At 41.9% G+C, this 17,655-nt stretch carries 17 protein-coding genes and 1 other annotated feature; all 17 genes read left to right on the top strand.

Translation table 11 applies throughout. The features are described from left to right. Window positions 1–58: 58 nt before the first annotated feature. The 17 genes from JQM81_RS02460 (at window position 59) to JQM81_RS02380 (ending at window position 17,596) form a co-directional block, all read left to right on the top strand. Window positions 59–1,024 carry a calcium/sodium antiporter gene (locus JQM81_RS02460; RefSeq protein WP_235231945.1) on the top strand — a complete coding sequence of 322 codons (966 nt, stop codon included), beginning with the start codon at window positions 59–61 and terminating at the stop codon, window positions 1,022–1,024. A gap of 89 nt (window positions 1,025–1,113) precedes the next feature. After that, window positions 1,114–1,326 (top strand) — a binding site (T-box leader). Window positions 1,327–1,455: 129 nt separating this feature from the next. Next, window positions 1,456–2,895 carry a proline--tRNA ligase gene (gene proS, locus JQM81_RS02455; RefSeq protein ID WP_235231944.1) on the top strand — a complete coding sequence of 480 codons (1,440 nt, stop codon included), beginning with the start codon at window positions 1,456–1,458 and terminating at the stop codon, window positions 2,893–2,895. Window positions 2,896–3,003: 108 nt separating this feature from the next. Beyond that, a complete protein-coding gene (locus JQM81_RS02450) occupies window positions 3,004–3,771 on the top strand; it encodes an REP-associated tyrosine transposase (protein WP_235231943.1) in 768 nt (255 codons plus the stop codon). A 115-nt stretch (window positions 3,772–3,886) separates the two neighbouring features. Beyond that, window positions 3,887–5,206: a CCA tRNA nucleotidyltransferase gene (locus tag JQM81_RS02445; RefSeq protein ID WP_235232013.1), complete on the top strand. Its 1,320-nt coding sequence runs from the start codon at window positions 3,887–3,889 to the stop codon at window positions 5,204–5,206. A 73-nt stretch (window positions 5,207–5,279) separates the two neighbouring features. Continuing rightward, entirely contained in the window at window positions 5,280–6,323 is a 1,044-nt protein-coding gene (locus JQM81_RS02440; RefSeq protein WP_235231942.1) for a MarR family transcriptional regulator, read from the top strand. 44 nt (window positions 6,324–6,367) lie between these two features. Continuing rightward, window positions 6,368–8,098, top strand: coding sequence for a phospho-sugar mutase (locus JQM81_RS02435; protein ID WP_235231941.1), 1,731 nt, complete (start codon window positions 6,368–6,370; stop codon window positions 8,096–8,098). Between the two features lie 156 nt (window positions 8,099–8,254). Next, window positions 8,255–8,563 (top strand): HU family DNA-binding protein, encoded by a 309-nt coding sequence (locus JQM81_RS02430; RefSeq protein ID WP_328282588.1) that lies wholly within the window; start codon window positions 8,255–8,257, stop codon window positions 8,561–8,563. 149 nt (window positions 8,564–8,712) lie between these two features. Beyond that, on the top strand, window positions 8,713–8,952 hold the full coding sequence (locus JQM81_RS02425; protein ID WP_235231939.1) for an RNA-binding S4 domain-containing protein: 240 nt from the start codon (window positions 8,713–8,715) through the stop codon (window positions 8,950–8,952). A 49-nt stretch (window positions 8,953–9,001) separates the two neighbouring features. Beyond that, on the top strand, window positions 9,002–9,286 hold the full coding sequence (gene yabP / locus JQM81_RS02420; RefSeq protein WP_235231938.1) for a sporulation protein YabP: 285 nt from the start codon (window positions 9,002–9,004) through the stop codon (window positions 9,284–9,286). 4 nt (window positions 9,287–9,290) lie between these two features. After that, complete coding sequence (gene yabQ, locus JQM81_RS02415; RefSeq protein WP_235231937.1) at window positions 9,291–9,623, top strand: spore cortex biosynthesis protein YabQ; 333 nt, start codon at window positions 9,291–9,293, stop codon at window positions 9,621–9,623. 86 nt (window positions 9,624–9,709) lie between these two features. Next, the gene (locus JQM81_RS02410; RefSeq protein ID WP_235231936.1) at window positions 9,710–10,033 is read left to right on the top strand and encodes a septum formation initiator family protein; all 324 of its coding nucleotides are present in this window, start codon (window positions 9,710–9,712) and stop codon (window positions 10,031–10,033) included. Window positions 10,034–10,108: 75 nt separating this feature from the next. Beyond that, a complete protein-coding gene (locus tag JQM81_RS02405; RefSeq protein WP_235231935.1) occupies window positions 10,109–11,512 on the top strand; it encodes a SpoIIE family protein phosphatase in 1,404 nt (467 codons plus the stop codon). 73 nt (window positions 11,513–11,585) lie between these two features. After that, window positions 11,586–12,956, top strand: a complete 1,371-nt coding sequence (tilS, locus tag JQM81_RS02400) for a tRNA lysidine(34) synthetase TilS (protein WP_235231934.1) — start codon at window positions 11,586–11,588, stop codon at window positions 12,954–12,956. Then, window positions 12,940–13,467, top strand: a complete 528-nt coding sequence (gene hpt, locus JQM81_RS02395; protein ID WP_235231933.1) for a hypoxanthine phosphoribosyltransferase — start codon at window positions 12,940–12,942, stop codon at window positions 13,465–13,467. Before tilS ends, hpt begins: the two co-directional genes overlap by 17 nt. 16 nt (window positions 13,468–13,483) lie before the next feature. After that, window positions 13,484–15,331, top strand: a complete 1,848-nt coding sequence (ftsH, locus tag JQM81_RS02390) for an ATP-dependent zinc metalloprotease FtsH (protein ID WP_235231932.1) — start codon at window positions 13,484–13,486, stop codon at window positions 15,329–15,331. A gap of 35 nt (window positions 15,332–15,366) precedes the next feature. Beyond that, window positions 15,367–17,457, top strand: a complete 2,091-nt coding sequence (locus JQM81_RS02385) for a glycoside hydrolase family 13 protein (RefSeq protein ID WP_235231931.1) — start codon at window positions 15,367–15,369, stop codon at window positions 17,455–17,457. Then, window positions 17,441–17,596 carry a hypothetical protein gene (locus JQM81_RS02380; RefSeq protein WP_235231930.1) on the top strand — a complete coding sequence of 52 codons (156 nt, stop codon included), beginning with the start codon at window positions 17,441–17,443 and terminating at the stop codon, window positions 17,594–17,596. Before JQM81_RS02385 ends, JQM81_RS02380 begins: the two co-directional genes overlap by 17 nt. The last annotated feature ends 59 nt before the right edge of the window (window positions 17,597–17,655 follow it).

The raw sequence follows: 17,655 nt of genomic DNA, 5'->3' as shown, positions 1-17,655 counted from the left end.
GCTCTTATCATTTAACCATAGTGTGAAAGAATATGCAAATGAAACGAGGAAGAATGTTATGGATTATATATTGTTGATAGTAGGGTTTGTTCTGCTGATTAAGGGCGCGGATTTTTTTGTGGATGGAAGTTCGAGCGTTGCAAAAATACTGAAAGTTCCAACGATTATTATTGGACTTACTGTTGTGGCTTTTGGAACCAGTATGCCGGAACTATCGGTCAGCGTCACGGCAGCAATACAGGGGAGTAATGATCTGGCGGTTAGTAATGTTTTGGGGTCAAATATATTCAATCTTCTGGTAGTGCTTGGCTGTTGCGCGTTAGTGAATCCAGTGCAGGCAAAATGGTCTTTGCTAAAGAAAGAATTTCCTTTCTCAATTTTTATCGCGGTAATTTTGCTTTTGCTGGATTCGGATTTTTCCATTGCAAAAGTTTTAAGCGGAGAAGGGACTTTTGTTCTTGGAAGATGGGGCGGACTTTTATTTCTGATATTATTTGCTGTATTTCTCTATGCGACGGTAAGAGATGCTCTTGCGTCAAGAAATGAAGTGTCTGAAGTGGAAGAGGATTATAAAGTGATGAGTCCGATGAAAAGTGCATTATATATAATCGGAGGGCTTGCTGGGATTGCGCTGGGTGGCGATCTGGTTGTAGACAGTGCTTGTAATATTGCTGAAACATTCGGGCTTAGTCAGACCTTTATTGGCTTGACAATTGTGGCCCTTGGAACCTCTCTGCCGGAATTAGTGACTTCTATGGTTGCGGCAGGGAAAGGCGAAAATGATCTTGCAGTGGGAAATGTGGTTGGCTCGAATATATTTAATATATTGCTGATTTTAGGAATATCTTCTGTGATCACACCGATTACATTGGATGTTACAGCGGTTTATGATACCGTCTTGTTAATTGTAGCAAGTTTGATCGTTTATTTTTCGGCAATCAGCAAGCGAGAGATTCGAAGAACAGAGGGAGCTTTGTTTTTGATTGCCTATCTGGCGTTTTTTGTGTATATTTTGATTCGATAGTGGCATGTTTTGTCTTGACAAATAAAAAACAATGGATTAAAATTACGTTTAATCGAATAACCTGCTGGCAATGATGGTTGCAGAAGGCAGGATGGGTGAAGAAGAGGAATAGTAATTACGGATGCAATTCTACAGAGAGGGAATCCTTTGGCTGAAAGATTCTTGTATTGATAAGTAATGAACCTACCTTGGAGCCCCTGTATGAAAGTACAGCGTGACACTAGCGTTAATGGTGGTGAGAGAGAGCTGCGAGAGGGTCGCAGTTAACTAGGGTGGTACCGCCGAGCTTTTCGGTCCCTTTGATGGGAACGAGAAGCCCGGTGTTTTTTGTTTTATTTAAAGTCAAAACATTTGACAAAGAGCAGATTGGTTCCCGGCTAAAATTATCGTGGGGCAAGGGCCCTGCTGGAAAAGAAAAGGAGAAGAGAAACATGGCAAAGGAAAAATTAGTAAAAAATATCACACCACGTGATGAAAATTTTGCACAATGGTACACAGATGTTGTTCGTGAAGCACAACTGTGTGATTATTCAAGCGTGAAAGGATGCTTGAATTATCTGCCAAATGGTTATGCAATCTGGGAACTGATTCAGGCAGATCTGGACAGACGTTTTAAAGAGACAGGTGTGGAAAATGTATATCTACCAACCTTGATTCCGGAAAGTTTGCTGGAAAAGGAGGCTGAACATATCGAAGGATTTGCACCGGAAGTTGCCTGGGTAACTCATGGCGGTATGGAAAGATTGCAGGAAAGAATGTGTATTCGTCCTACATCTGAGACGTTGTTCTGTGATTTGTGGGCTAAGACAGTTCGTTCTTATAGAGATTTACCAAAAGTATGGAATCAGTGGAATTCTGTTCTTCGTTGGGAAAAGACAACAAGACCGTTTTTACGTTCAAGAGAATTCCTGTGGCAGGAAGGCCATACTCTTCATGCAACCTATGAGGAAGCTGAAGAAAGAACCATCCAGATGTGGCAGGTATATAAAGACTGCTATGCTGAGACGTTGGCAATGCCTTTCGTAGCAGGAAGAAAAGCGGAACATGAAAAATTTGCAGGTGCACAGGATACCTACACAATCGAAGCGCTGATGCATGATGGAAAAGCACTACAGTCCGCGACCAGCCATTTCTTCGGAAGTGGATTCCCAGATGCATTTGGCATTAAATATGTGGATAAGAATAATCAGCTTCACAGTTGTTACGAGACTTCCTGGGGATGGTCTACCAGAAGTATCGGCGGCCTGATCATGGTACATGGTGATGACGATGGATTGGTTCTTCCTCCACACGTTGCACCAGTTGAATGCCGTATTATTCCAATTGCACAGCACAAAGAAGGCGTGCTTGACAGAGCATTTGCACTGCTGGATGAATTGAAAAAAGCCGGTTATAGAGTGAAGATTGATGATTCTGATAAGAGTACTGGATGGAAATTCTCTGAGCAGGAAATCCTTGGTATTCCTACCCGTATTGAGATTGGTCCAAAGGATATTGAGAAGAACCAGGTTGTAGTCGTACGTCGTGATAACCGTGAGAAGATTGTAGTATCTCTGGACGAAATTGCCACAAAATTACGTGACATCTTAGAGCAAGAACAGCAGGATATGTATGACAGAGCAAATGACTTCTTACAGAGCCATATTGATACAGCAACAACGATGGACGAAATGAAAGAAAAATTCCAGGCAAACCGTGGTTTCGTAAAAGCTTGCTGGTGCGGAGATCCAGAATGCGAAGGTGAAGTAAAATACGTCACAGGTGGAGCTGCGACCAGATGTCTGATCGAAGATGAAGAAATGATTTCAGACAAATGTATCTGGTGCGGAAAACCAGCAAAACACATGGCATATTGGGGCAAATCATACTAAGCTCCTTAGTTGGGGACGGGGGTTTTTTCAATTTCCTCCGTCCCAAATTAAAATATCCGTGTCCCTAATTCGTTTTGTGGTGTCCCTCTTTGCAAAGGAGGGAGAAAAATGCCAAGAAGAGCAAGACAGGAAAGTTCGACCGGAATGTACCATGTAATGGTGCGTGGATTAAATAAAATGCCGGTTTTTAAAGAAAAAGGGGAAAAAACCCGTATCATCAATTTGATTCGAGAGAATCTTTCTGAGTATGAGGTGGCTATTTTAGCATATTGCATAATGCCAAATCATTTTCATATGTTAATCAAAGCTGATTTGAAAGAATTAGCGTCATTTATGGCTAAAGTCTTAGCCGCATTTGCACATTATTATAATTATAAACATCATAGAATTGGATATGTTTTTCAGGACAGATTTAAGAGCCAATGCGTAGAAAAGGAAAGTTATTTTTGGAACTGCCTTCGATATATCCACAGAAATCCGGCGAAAAATGGAAGCGTGAAAGAAATGTTGGATTATAAATACAGTAGTATGTCAGAATTTTACAGAGGAGTTCGAGACATTCTGGATGAGAAGGCTTTTTTGATGGTAAATCAAAAGTTTCACACAAATCAGGATTTCCTTGAATTCCACAGATTTGAGAGTTGGGATATATTTGACGATGTGGATGAGGATATGGAAAAAAACAACATGAGAATTGCAAAGGAAATTCTTGCAGAATACAAGTGGAAATATAATTTGCGGGAGGAAGAATTGTTTAATTATGTGGAGATAAGAAAAGAATATAAAAAAGAACTAATGAAAGTTTTGCAAATATCACAGAAAAAAGTAATGATTATTATGCAAAATATTAGAGGAGGATTAATAGGGACAGGGTAAAATGAAAAAGGGACACGGTTATTTTAATTTGGGACGGAGGAATTTGAAAAAACCCCCGTCCCCATGTTATGATGGTGTATAGATGAATGTGAGGGAGGATGAGATTGTGGGAAACCTGAATATACAATTGCCGACGAATGTAAGGATGATTATTGAGACGTTGCAGGGACATGGATATGAGGCCTATGCTGTTGGTGGATGTGTCAGGGATTCGATTCTCGGCAGAGAACCGGAAGATTGGGACATTACAACGTCTGCTATGCCGCAGGAAACGAAATCTTTGTTTCATAAGACATTTGACACTGGAATCGAACATGGGACGGTCACGGTGCTCCTTGACAAAGAAGGATATGAAGTGACAACGTATAGAATTGATGGCAAATATGAAGATAGCCGTCATCCGAAGGAAGTAACGTTTACGCGAAGTCTGAAAGAAGATTTGCTGCGGAGAGATTTTACGATTAATGCGATGGCTTACAATGACAAAGATGGGCTCGTGGATATCTTTGGCGGTGTGGAGGATTTAAATAAAAAAATAATACGATGTGTGGGAAATGCGAGGGAACGTTTTTCCGAAGATGCACTTAGAATTCTTCGGGGAATTCGATTTGCGGCTCAGCTTGGCTTCTCGATAGAGGAGGAGACGCGGTGCGGGATGCAAGAACTGGCCCCTACGCTTTACAATATCAGCGCAGAGCGGATACAAGTGGAGTTGGTGAAAATGCTCACTTCGGCGCGGCCAGAGTTATTGCGGGACGCATATGATCTTGGTATTACGAAGATATTTTTGCCGGAATTTGACCGTTTAATGGTTACAGAACAAGAGACGCCGCATCATATGTACAATGTGGGAGAGCATACATTACATGCATTGCAGAATGTACGTGCCGATAAGGTGCTGCGATTAACGATGTTGCTGCATGATATGGGAAAGCCGGCGTTAAAAACCATGGATGAAGCAGGTGTGGCGCATTTTAAAAAGCACGCTTTAGAAAGTGAAATTATTGCAAAATCAATATTGAGAAGATTAAAATTTGACAATAATACGATTGGTAAAGTGACGAAATTGGTGCGTTACCATGATTATCGAATGCCTGCAACGGCTAAGAATGTCCGCCGTGCAATGAATATAATCGGAGAGGATCTGTTCCCATATTATATGGAGGTCCGCCGTGCAGATATACTCGCGCAGAGTATGTATCAGAGAGAAGAAAAAGTGAAAAATCTGAATGATATCGAAAAGTTGTATCAGGAAATAGTAGAGACTGGGCAGTGTGTATCATTAAAAAATCTGGCCGTTACAGGAAAGGATTTGATTGAAGCAGGGATGAAACCGGGAAAAGAAATCGGAGATAAATTGAACGAACTGTTGGAAATGGTAATAGAGAATCCTGAATTAAATGAAAAAAACGAACTTTTAAAAAAACTTAAATAAGCTCCTAATCATATTTTATCTTTTTGCATCATACGCTAGAGAGAATATGTAATGTAGAGTGCAGGGGATGGATATGCAGGAGTATGAACAAAGTATATTAGAACAATATGATATTGAAGTCAGCGGCACCCGCAAGACCAGGGGTGCTATTTTATGCGACACAGTTGAAGGAATTCTGTTGCTTAAGGAAGTAAAAGTGTCCAAAAAACGTATTCCTGCGTTATATGAGTTACATGAATATCTTCAGAATCAGGGGTATACACGAACGGATCGGATTGTGCTGACGAAGACGGGGGAATTTCTCTCAGTCTTGGAAGATGGAAGCAGATATGTGTTGAAGCTATGGTTTCGGGGACAGGAATGTGATATTAAGAAACCGTCAGAGCTTTTGGCAGCTTCGGGGAATCTGGCGAAACTGCATACCCTGATGTGTCATAGGATGGAGCATAGTGTGATGCCGGGTGCACATCTTGAAGAGGAGTACCTGAGGCATAATCGAGAATTAAAAAAAGTAAGAAGATTTGTGCGTGGCATCTCTCCCAAGGGGGCGTTTGAATCCTCCTTTTTAAAATATTTTGACCAGATGTATCAATGGGCGGCGATAGCATTAGAGGAATTGGAGAACTCAGATTACGAGAAGCTTTATCAGGAGAGTGTGGAAAATTGCTGTATGACACATGGGGAATACAATTATCATAATGTCCTGATGCTCTCAGGAAATAATTTTTTGGCAAATGGGAGTTCGGGGAGCGGCAATTATAGAAAAGAGCCCTATGGTATTGCTACAACGAACTTTGAAAAATTTAAACGAGATGTCCAAGTTGAAGATTTGTATTATTTTTTGCGTAAAGTTATGGAAAAGCATGGGTGGAGAGAGAGACTGGGTGATAATATGTTGAATGCATATTCAGCAATCCGCCCACTTACAGATTCAGAGATGGAGTATCTGAAGATTCGGTTGATTTATCCGGAAAAATTCTGGAAAATCGCAAATTCATACTACCATTCAAATAAAGCATGGATATCCACGAAGAGTATTGAAAAACTGGAGCTGGCAATTAGGCAGACAGAAGAAAAGAAGCGATTTTTAGAGGATATATTTTCTTTTCATTTGTAGATTCCTGTTGTATAATAGAATCATTAAGGACAGGAGGTACGACAATGGAATATCGTGAAAATTATGAAGCGTGGTTGAGCAATCCATATTTCGATGAAACTACAAAAGCGGAACTAAAGAGTATTGCAGAGGATGATAAAGAGATCAAAGAGCGTTTTTACAAAGATCTTGAGTTTGGAACTGCCGGACTTCGGGGAATTATCGGTGCAGGAACGAACCGCATGAATATCTATACTGTAAGAAAAGCAACCCAGGGACTTGCCAATTATATTATTAAGAAGGGCGAGCAGGGCAAAGGGGTAGCAATCGCTTATGATTCTCGTCGTATGTCTCCAGAGTTCGCGAACGAGGCAGCTTTGTGCCTGGCGGCAAATGGAATTAAGGCATATGTGTTTGAATCCTTGCGTCCAACACCGGAATTGTCTTACGCAGTGCGTTCTCTGGGCTGTATCGCCGGAATCAATATTACAGCCAGCCACAATCCACCGGAATACAATGGATACAAAGTATACTGGGAAGATGGCGCACAGATTACACCACCTCACGATAAAGGAATTATGGATGAGGTAAAGGCTGTTGTAGATTACAATACTGTTAAGACAATGGATCAGGAAGAAGCAAAGAAGGCTGGCCTGTATCAGGTTATTGGCGCAGATGTAGATGATGGATACATAGCAGAACTGAAGAAACAGGTAATTCATCAGGATTCTATTGATGCGGTCGGAAAGGATCTGAAGATTGTATACAGCCCGCTTCACGGAACTGGCAATATCCCTGCAAGACGTATATTGAAGGAACTGGGATTTGAGAATGTATATGTAGTAAAAGAACAGGAGCTTCCAGACGGTGAATTCCCAACAGTTTCTTATCCGAATCCAGAAGCAGAGGAAGCATTTGAACTGGGATTGAAACTTGCCAGGGAAGTAGATGCAGATCTGGTACTTGCTACAGACCCGGATGCTGACCGTCTTGGCGTGCGTGTAAAGGACAAAGATGGCGTTTATCATACATTGACTGGAAATATGTCCGGCTGCTTGTTGGCAGATTATGAGATTGGACAGCGCAAAGCTCTCCAGGGACTTCCGGATGATGGTTATCTGATCAAGACAATCGTTACCTCCAATCTGGCAGATGCAATCGCGAAGGGATATGATATCGGTCTGATTGAAGTACTGACAGGATTTAAATTCATCGGACAGCAGATCTTAAAATTCGAGACCACAGGTAAGGGAAGCTATCTTTTTGGATTTGAAGAAAGTTACGGATGCCTGATCGGAACTCATGCAAGAGATAAAGACGCAATTGTTGCCACAATGGCATTGTGTGAGGCTGCTGCATATTACAAGACGCAGGGAAAGACTCTGTGGGATGCAATGGTGGACATGTATGATAAATATGGCTACTATAAAGACGACATTCAGTCTATTACGTTAAAAGGAATCGAAGGACTTCAGAAGATTCAGGAGATCCTGGAGACGCTTCGCAAGAACCCACCGACAGAGGTTGGCGGATATAAGGTGCTGAAGGCAAGAGATTATCAGGCTGATACCATCAAAGATATTGCGACTGGCGAAGTAACTACTACTGGCCTTCCAAAGTCTAATGTATTATATTATGATCTGACAGATGATGCATGGCTGTGTGTAAGACCTTCCGGAACAGAGCCAAAAGTAAAATTCTACTATGGAATAAAGGGCACATCTCTGGCAGATGCAGATGAAAAATCAAGCAAACTGGGAGAAGAAGTTTTGTCCATGATTAACACAATGCTTTAAGTTATTAAAAAAGTGTGAAAAACCCTGAAAATACGGGGCAAAACTGAGAAATCACCTTGACATTTACATGGAAAACAGGTATAACTGTAACTAAAGGCGTTTCATTTAAATTGTTATGAAAGTCGCGTTAAATTAGTAGAATTAAATAAATAAGGGATTCTATATGTAAACAAGAGGAGGAAATCATCCATGAACAAAACAGAATTAGTAGCAGCAATCGCTGACCAGGCAGAATTATCAAAGAAGGATTCTGAGAAAGCATTAAAAGCATTTATCGATGTTGTAACAGAAGAATTAAAGAAAGAGCATAAAGTTCAGTTGGTAGGATTCGGAACTTTCGAAGTTAGCAAGAGAGCAGCAAGAGAAGGAAGAAATCCACAGACTGGTAAGACAATGAAGATTGATGCTTGCAAAGCACCAAAATTCAAAGCTGGTAAAGCATTAAAGGACGCTGTTAACGAATAATTCGGTGAGCTGATATGGAATAAGATTAAGGGTATCTCAAAAGCCGTAAAAGGCTTGAGAGATACCCTTTATTACTCTATAAAAAAATCTGTTCTTATCAGGTTTTTGAGCTGATACGAAAAGTGAAGGAATACGGAGAAGGAGAGAATATGAGATTAGACAAATTTTTAAAAGTATCCCGTTTGATTAAGAGAAGAACGGTGGCTAATGAGGCGTGTGATGCGGGTCGTGTGCTGGTCAATGGCAATGTGGCAAAAGCTTCGGTGAAAGTAAAACCAGGAGACATCATTGAGATTCAGTTTGGAATGAAAACGGTCAAAGTGGAAGTTCTGGATATCCAGGAGACTACGAAGAAAGAAGAAGCGAAAGACTTGTTCCGGTATTTGTAATAAATAGAAACAACCTTTCATAAGATAATTAAGAAAGGTTGTGAGGCACATGGAAGAAAGAACGGTACAAAAAAATCACAAACTGGTGATCAATAATCGAAAAACCAGTCTGGTGACAGGAGTTATTGATGTACTATCCTTTGATTTAAATGAAATATTATTGGAGACGGAACAAGGGATGTTGATGGTAAAAGGCAGTGATCTGCATGTGAATCGCTTAAGCCTTGAGAAGGGAGAAGTGGATCTGTCGGGGAATATCGACAGTGTCGCTTATTCTGAAGTGCAAGGCTACGGAAAACATCAGGAAAATCTATTCTCAAAACTATTCCGGTGATGCCATGCCGGGAATTGAAGAAGAGATGATGATATTTCTGGCAGCAGTTTTTTCTGGTGCCATTGTGCGTCTTACCTATCGGTGTATCAGCTGCTTTCGTCAGATTGTAAAGCATAGACGATATGCAGTAGAAGCTGAAGATCTAGTCTTTTGGACAGGAGCAGCTATATATTTGTTTGTGCAGATTTACCACACAAGTGATGGTAGCATACGATGGTATTTTGTACTAGGTGTTGTGGTTGGGGCGGTTTTTATGACGTTTTTTTTGAATTGTTTGGAAAAGATGCACAAAAAAATCTACGTTTATAAGAAAAAAGAATTTCAGTCAAAAGCTTGATAAAAAAAACAAAAAAAGTTAATATATTATTATTAATCGGGCGAGTATTGCTGGCAGGGGTGCCGGCGTAAGGGTGAGTAATAATTATGAGTGGTATGAAGCAAAGACGTCGCAGAAGACGGACTAAGAAAAGTATGCAGCGCCATAAAAGGAGCGTTTTTGCAGTATGTGCCGTTGTTTTTCTATTGTTTGCGGTGATATCCGTCAATAGCATGACATTAAGGGCTAAGGATCAGTCTTATCAGGCACAGGAGCAGGAACTGGAAGAACAGATTAAGGAAGAGAAGGCGCGTTCGAAAGAAATCGAAGATCTTGAAGAGTACGTGGGTACGGATGAATATGTAGAAGATGTGGCAAAAGAGAAGCTGGGTCTTGTACATGAAAATGAGATCATTTTCAAAGCAAAATAATGAACAGAAGATAAGCTTTAGGAGACAAAATTCCTAGAGCTTTTTTATTTTTTACCGTTGAAAGGGGAGCAAAGAATGACGGAAATAAAAGAAAAAGAACCTTTTTTGAATCCATATGTGATCCAGATGGACAAGTTTGCGGATTCATTGATGCATTTGTCGAAGACATTTCTTACTTTAGAAGATTATAAGGGGACATTTTCGAAAGAAGAGATTGAAGAAATGTTTCAAAAGGTTACGGATAAAGTATGCGAGAACTGTGAGAGGAAGGAGTGGTGTCTGGGAGAAAACCGAGTGCATACCTATCAGATGGTATATGAGATATTGTGTGCGGTTGAGGAATATGGAGCAGAGCTGAATATTGAATTGAAAAGAAGTCTGCAGAAGCGATGCATTATGGCACCGCGGTTTTTGCGGGAGACTCTGGAAGTATTTGAGAATGCAAAAAAAATTCTGCTGTGGAACCATAAGATCGTACAGAATCGGGAAGGATTCGCCAGGCAGCTGAAGTATTTTGCCAAGATGATCCAATATACTACCCGAGAACTTGATGCAGGAATATTTGAAGATGAACATCTGGAAAAGCGATTGAAAACCCATTTGAAGAAAGCTGGTGCAAAGATGTTGTCTTCGGTGTTCTATATCACGCCGCAAGGAAAGTATGAGATTCATCTTACAGTAAAAGCGGCAAAAGGGCACATCATTGCCACAAAAGAATTGGCGGCTCTGGTTGGAGATCTGATGGGGAGGGTAATGATGCCCAGACAGGGAGAACGTCCGGTGGTGGGAGAGGAATATTCTACCATTGCCTGCGTTGAAAGCGCCAGATATCACACGCTTCAGGGTGTGGCAAAGATTGGCAAAGGATGTGAGAAGATCTCTGGTGACACCTTTTTGATGAAAGATCTTCCGGGCGGAAAAAAGGGAATTGTATTGTCAGACGGTATGGGCTCAGGAGAAGAAGCGTTTCGTGAGAGTGCGATGGTTGTTGAGATGCTGGAGGAACTCTTAGAAGCAGGGTTCCCGGTCAGAACGGCAATTCAGCTGATGAATACAGCATTGGTCATTGGAAGGGAAGAAGTGAGGTTTTCAACTGTGGATGCATGCCTGTTCGATCTCTATAGCGGCACCTGTGAATTTGTAAAAGCAGGGGCTTCTACAACATTTATCAAGCGGAAAGATTCTGTTGAGAAGATTAGTTCCACAACACTTCCAGTCGGTGTCTTACAGGAGTTGGAGATTGATGTGGAGACAAAAGAGTTGACGTCGGGAGATTATGTGATTATGGTAACAGATGGAGTAATCGATGCTCTGCCGGTGGGAGAGCAGGAAGCGTTGATGTGTACCTTTATACAGGATTCCGATATTGTGAATCCGAAAGAACTGGCTCACCATATTCTGGGGCAGGTACTGGAATGGACGGGAGAGGTGCCGATGGACGATATGACGGTGCTCGCAGTGGGGATGTGGAAATTATAAGGAAAACTTGCTTTTTATAGTAAAATTCTATATATTAAAGATATTCATTAGCAGACTAAAGAAGGATAGACAGATGTATCAGCGGGTCAAAGAGTATATTCAGAGATATCACATGCTGGAAAAAGAGGATAAAGTGGTGACAGGCGTATCGGGAGGAGCAGATTCCATATGCCTTCTTTTCATGCTTATAGAATTACAGAAGGAATTGGGATTTTCTATTGTGGCTGTGCATGTTCATCATGGTCTTCGGGAAGGGACCGCGGATGCGGATGCGGATTATGTTCAGAAAGTCTGCCGGGAACAGGGGGTAGACCTTCGGATTTTCCGGGAAGATGTGAAGAAGTATGCTAAGGAGAATAAGCTGACATTGGAAGAGGCCGGGAGAAATATCCGCCGAATGCGGTTTGGACAGGTATTAGAAGAGAGTGGCGGAACGAAGATTGCACTTGCCCATCATCAGAATGATAATGCAGAGACACTGATCTGGAATCTGTGTCGTGGATGTGGACTGAAAGGAATGGGAGGAATTGCGCCGGTAGATGGAGTATATGTGCGGCCACTTTTATGTCTGAAGAGAAAAGAAATTGAATCATATCTTGCAGAACGGGGAATATCTTATTGTACGGATGAGACGAATCTGGAAGACGATTATACGCGCAATCGTATTCGAAGTCATGTGATCCCATATCTGGAAGAGCAGATTAATCAGCAGACGGTAGAACATATGGCAGATACGATGGAACAGATGCGTAAGCTGGGTGAATTCGTAGAGCAGGAGACCAGGCGGCACGCACGGCAATGTATCCGATATGTGCACGGCAATCAGGCAATATTGAATGCAGAAGCTTACGGGAAAGCTCCCGAGGCGTTGCAAGCGTATATGATTCATGAGATGCTGTGTCAGATTGCAGGAAGACGAAAGGATATAGAATCTGCGCATGTCCGGGCGGTGATGGAGCTTATCGAAAAGCAGGTGGGACGAAGAGTAGATCTTCCCTACCACATGCAGGCCAGACGATGCTATGAAGGGATCGTTCTGTCAAAGACTACAGATGTGGATACGATAGAGGATATATCGGCGGAAGAACCGGCAACGTTTCGGATCTTTGAACGACAGTCGGATATAGTAATATTTCCGAAAAAAACCTACACGAAATGGTTTGATTATGATATAATAAAAAATACTGTAAAAATAAGGCATAGAGCGCCAGGAGATTATATTACGATTGATAAAAACGGAGGCACTCAGAAGTTAAAGCAGTATTTTGTGAATGAAAAGATACCCCGGGAAGAAAGAGATCAAGTGTGGCTTGTAGCTGACGGATCGGAGATTATGTGGATCGTCGGGTATCGACAGAATCAGAGATATCAGGTAACTGAACATACCAGAAAAATTATGGAAATTCATTTTCATGGAGGAAAAAAAGATGGCAGAGAGCATTAAAGTGTTGGTCCCAGAAGCGGAAGTAGCAAAACGAATCGAAGAATTAGGAAAAAAAATCAGTGAAGATTACGCAGGTAAGCAGGTGCATTTAATCTGCGTGCTTAAAGGCGGAGTATTCTTTATGTGTGAACTGGCAAAACGAATCAGTGTGCCAGTATCCATGGATTTTATGAGTGTCAGCAGTTATGGCGATGGCACTTCATCCAGCGGTGTCGTAAAGATCGCGAAAGACCTGGATGAATCATTGGAAGGTAAAGAGGTGCTTGTAGTAGAAGATATCATTGATTCAGGAAGAACGCTGTATTATCTTCTGGACATCCTGAAAAAGAGAAATCCAAAGAGTATGAGATTGTGTACACTTCTTGATAAGCCTGACCGCAGAGTCAGAGATGTAAAGGTAGATTATGTGGGATTTGAGATCCCGGATGAATTTGTCGTAGGATATGGTCTGGATTATGCACAGAAATATAGAAACCTGCCTTACATCGGAGTTGTAGAAGGAGTGGAGTAGAAAGGGGCTTTAAACATTGAATGATAAAAGGACTAGAGGACTGAGCGGTGCGACTGTTCTGATGTTTGTCGTATTTTTATTTGCGGCATTCTGGTTCACCAATCAAGTTGATCAGAAAGAAAAAGAGATATCCTGGAAACAGTTTGAAAGTCTGATTGTAAGTGAGGATGTAGAATCTGTCACGATTACACAGAATAAGAATGTTCCGACTGGAAGAGTAGAGATACAGATGAAGAGCCACGGAGACGAAGAAGGCGAAGTGAAGTGGCTGTATGTGTCAGATGTGAATGACATTCAGGATTATCTGAAAGAGAAGCAGATTGATTATGCCATGCCGGATGTACCACAGGACAGTTGGATAGGTACGACTTTAGTGCCGCTTTTGATAACACTTTTAGGTATTGTGTTGATCTTTTCACTTATGAATCGCCAGGGCGGCGGGGCTAATGCCAAAGCGATGAATTTTGGAAAGAGTCGTGCGAAGCTTAGCACAGGCAACGACAAAAAGATTACATTTGCGCAGGTGGCAGGTCTGAAAGAAGAGAAAGAAGAACTGGAGGAGATTGTAGATTTCCTGAAGGCTCCGAAAAAGTATATCCAGGTAGGAGCTAGAATTCCCAAAGGAGTACTGCTTGTCGGCCCTCCGGGAACTGGAAAAACATTGCTTGCCAAAGCGGTCGCCGGAGAAGCAGGAGTACCGTTCTTTACAATATCTGGTTCGGATTTTGTGGAAATGTTTGTCGGAGTAGGTGCTTCCCGAGTGAGGGATTTGTTTGAAGAGGCAAAGAAAAACGCGCCATGTATTATATTTATCGATGAGATCGATGCTGTGGCAAGACGCCGTGGAACTGGTATGGGCGGAGGCCATGATGAAAGGGAGCAGACATTAAATCAGCTGCTGGTGGAGATGGATGGCTTTGGTGTGAATGAAGGCATCATTGTAATGGCTGCGACCAACCGTGTTGATATTCTTGACCCGGCAATTCTTCGTCCGGGACGTTTTGACCGTAAGGTTATGGTAGGAAGACCGGATATCAAAGGACGAGAAGAGATCCTGAAAGTTCATGCCAAGGGCAAACCATTGAGTGAAGAGATTGATCTGAAGCAGATTGCACAGACGACGGCAGGTTTCACGGGGGCAGATCTTGAGAATCTTCTGAATGAAGCGGCAATCCTGGCGGCTAAGAGTGATCGGATATATCTGAAGCAGGAAGATATTCAGAAAGCATTTGTTAAAGTTGGAATCGGTGCGGAGAAGAAAAGCCGTGTTATCTCTGATAAAGAGAAGAGAATTACTGCGTTCCATGAAGCCGGCCATGCAATTTTGTTCCATGTACTTCCGGATGTTGGACCGGTCTATAGTGTGTCGATCATTCCGACAGGAAGCGCAGGTGGCTATACAATGCCGTTGCCGGAAAATGATGAGATGTTTAACACCAAAGGAAAGATGCTTCAGGATATCACGGTAGCATTGGGTGGTCGAGTAGCAGAAGAAGAAGTGTTTGATGATATCACGACAGGAGCTTCTCAGGATATCAAACAGGCGACTGGACTTGCAAAGTCTATGGTTACCAAGTTCGGTATGTCTGAGGCTGTTGGATTGATTAATTATGATGATGACAGTGATGAAGTGTTTATAGGAAGAGATCTTGCCCATACATCCCGTGGATATGGAGAAGGTGTGGCAACAGTGATCGATCAGGAAGTAAAACGTATTATTGATGAATGTTATGCAAGAGCCAGACATATCATCCACAAATACGATGATGTTCTCCACGCATGTGCAAACTTGTTGTTAGAAAAAGAAAAAATCTCAAGAGAAGAATTTGAATCATTATTTACTGGAGAAGTATCAGAAGCATAATACAAAAATGATGAATGAGAGAGGAAATGGATTGCATGAAAAAACAAGCGTTGTTTTGCGATGGGACTGCAAGCTATGTGATTCCACAGGAACCGCAGGAAAATGAGACCGTAATTTTACGTTTTCGTACGGCGAAGGATGATAAGGTGCGGGTGCGTCTGATGACGGCGGTCGGTGGATATGATATGGAAAAAGAGAGTACCAGTGGCGAGTTTGATTATTATATGATCAAATGGCGCCTGAATGAAGAACCTTTCCGTTATTGCTTTGAAATCAGGGATGATGATACGACCTGTTATTATAATAGATGTGGAGTTGCAAAAGAGATTGTAGAATTTTATGATTTTGTCATTGTGCCGGGATTTTCAACACCGGACTGGGCAAAAGGTGCAGTGATGTACCAGATTTTTACGGATCGTTTTTATAATGGCGATAAGACCAATGATGTAGAGACGAACGAATATTATTATATAGGCGGATACAGCCAGAAGGTAACTGACTGGGATAAGTATCCGGCCAATATGGGGGTACGGGAATTCTATGGGGGAGACCTGCAGGGAGTGATCAATAAGTTGGATTATCTGCAGGAACTCGGAGTAGAAGTACTATATTTTAATCCGTTATTTGTATCACCGTCGAATCATAAATATGATATTCAGGATTATGACTATATTGATCCACATTATGGTGTGATCGTGGAAGATGGTGGAGAAGTCCTGACGGATGGTGTGACAGAGAATAAAAAGGCGACAAAATATCAGAAAAGAGTAACGGATATTAAGAATCTGGAAGCCAGTAATCAACTATTCATCAAATTAGTGGAAGAACTTCACCGGAGGGGAATGAAGATTATTCTTGACGGCGTTTTTAATCATTGTGGCTCTTTTAATAAGTGGATGGATCGAGAGAGAATCTATGAAGGACAGGAAGATTATGAACCTGGTGCATATACTTCGCCGGATAGTCCATACCGGAGCTATTTCCGATTCTTCAAAGAGGAACCGGAGAATTGGCCGTATAATTATAATTATGATGGCTGGTGGGGCCATGATACCCTTCCTAAGTTAAATTACGAAGATTCTGTTAAATTAGAAAACTATATTCTGTATATTGGAAGAAAATGGGTATCCCCACCGTATAATGTAGACGGATGGCGTCTGGATGTGGCGGCGGATCTTGGAAGAAGCAATGATTATAATCATCGTTTCTGGAAAAAATTCCGCAGAGCCGTCAAAAATGCCAATCCAAATGCGTTGATTCTTGCGGAGCATTATGGCGACCCAAGTGAATGGCTCCGGGGAGATGAGTGGGATACGGTCATGAACTATGATGCGTTTATGGAGCCGGTGACCTGGTTTTTGACGGGTATGGAGAAGCACAGCGATGAATCGCGGGAAGAACTGTTGGGCAATGCAGATAACTTTGTGGCATCCATTTCCCATCATATGTCCAATATGTTGACGCCTTCTCTCCAGGTTGCGATGAATGAATTGTCGAATCACGACCATTCCAGATTTCTGACCCGTACGAATCACATGGTTGGGAGAGTTGAACATCTTGGGCCGAAGGCTGCCAATAATTATGTAAATCTTGGAGTGATGCGCGAAGCTGTTGTGATGCAGATGACCTGGGTCGGAGCGCCAACTGTTTATTATGGAGACGAAGCTGGCGTATGTGGATTTACAGATCCTGATAATCGGCGCACTTACCCATGGGGTCATGAAGATAAGGAGCTGATTGCATTTCATCGAGAGATGATTCGGATTCACAAAGAACATCCGGCTCTTAGGACTGGTTCCCTGAATATGCTGTATTGGGATGAAAATATTCTGGCATATGGCCGTTTTCTGGAAGAAGACAAGGTCATCGTTATTATCAATAACCGCAGTGAGCTTGCGCAGGTAACTGTGCCGGTATGGCAGGCAGAGATTCCGATGAAGTGCAGAATGAAGAAGTTGATGTATTCTTATCTGGACGGATATTCGACGAATTATGATGAATTCCTCGTAGAAGATGGCGAAGTGGTGGCCAATATGGGTGCACATTCAGCGCTTGTACTTAGTATGAGGGACATGGATAAGCAGACTTGCCCAAATCAGAATGAAAGTAATGAAAAGAGTTTATAGAAGAAAAGAAAGGGAAGAAGGTCTTAAGATGCGAGGTGTCAATGCCGGATATTCACGCAAACCTGTATTGTCAGATCTTCCAGAAGAGACTGTTGTACGTTTGAAAGATACATTAAAACAATACGGATACCTGAATTAATTCCTTAACATAAGAAGAAAAAGGAAAACGTCCTCTGGTAATTTGCAGACGTTTTCCTT

Origin of the sequence: Faecalicatena contorta (assembly GCF_021531895.1) — a bacterium.
Lineage (GTDB): Bacteria > Bacillota > Clostridia > Lachnospirales > Lachnospiraceae > JAFBIX01.
The sequence above is the reverse complement of the archived record's forward strand: the minus strand, read 5'-3'. Positions and strand labels throughout refer to the sequence as shown.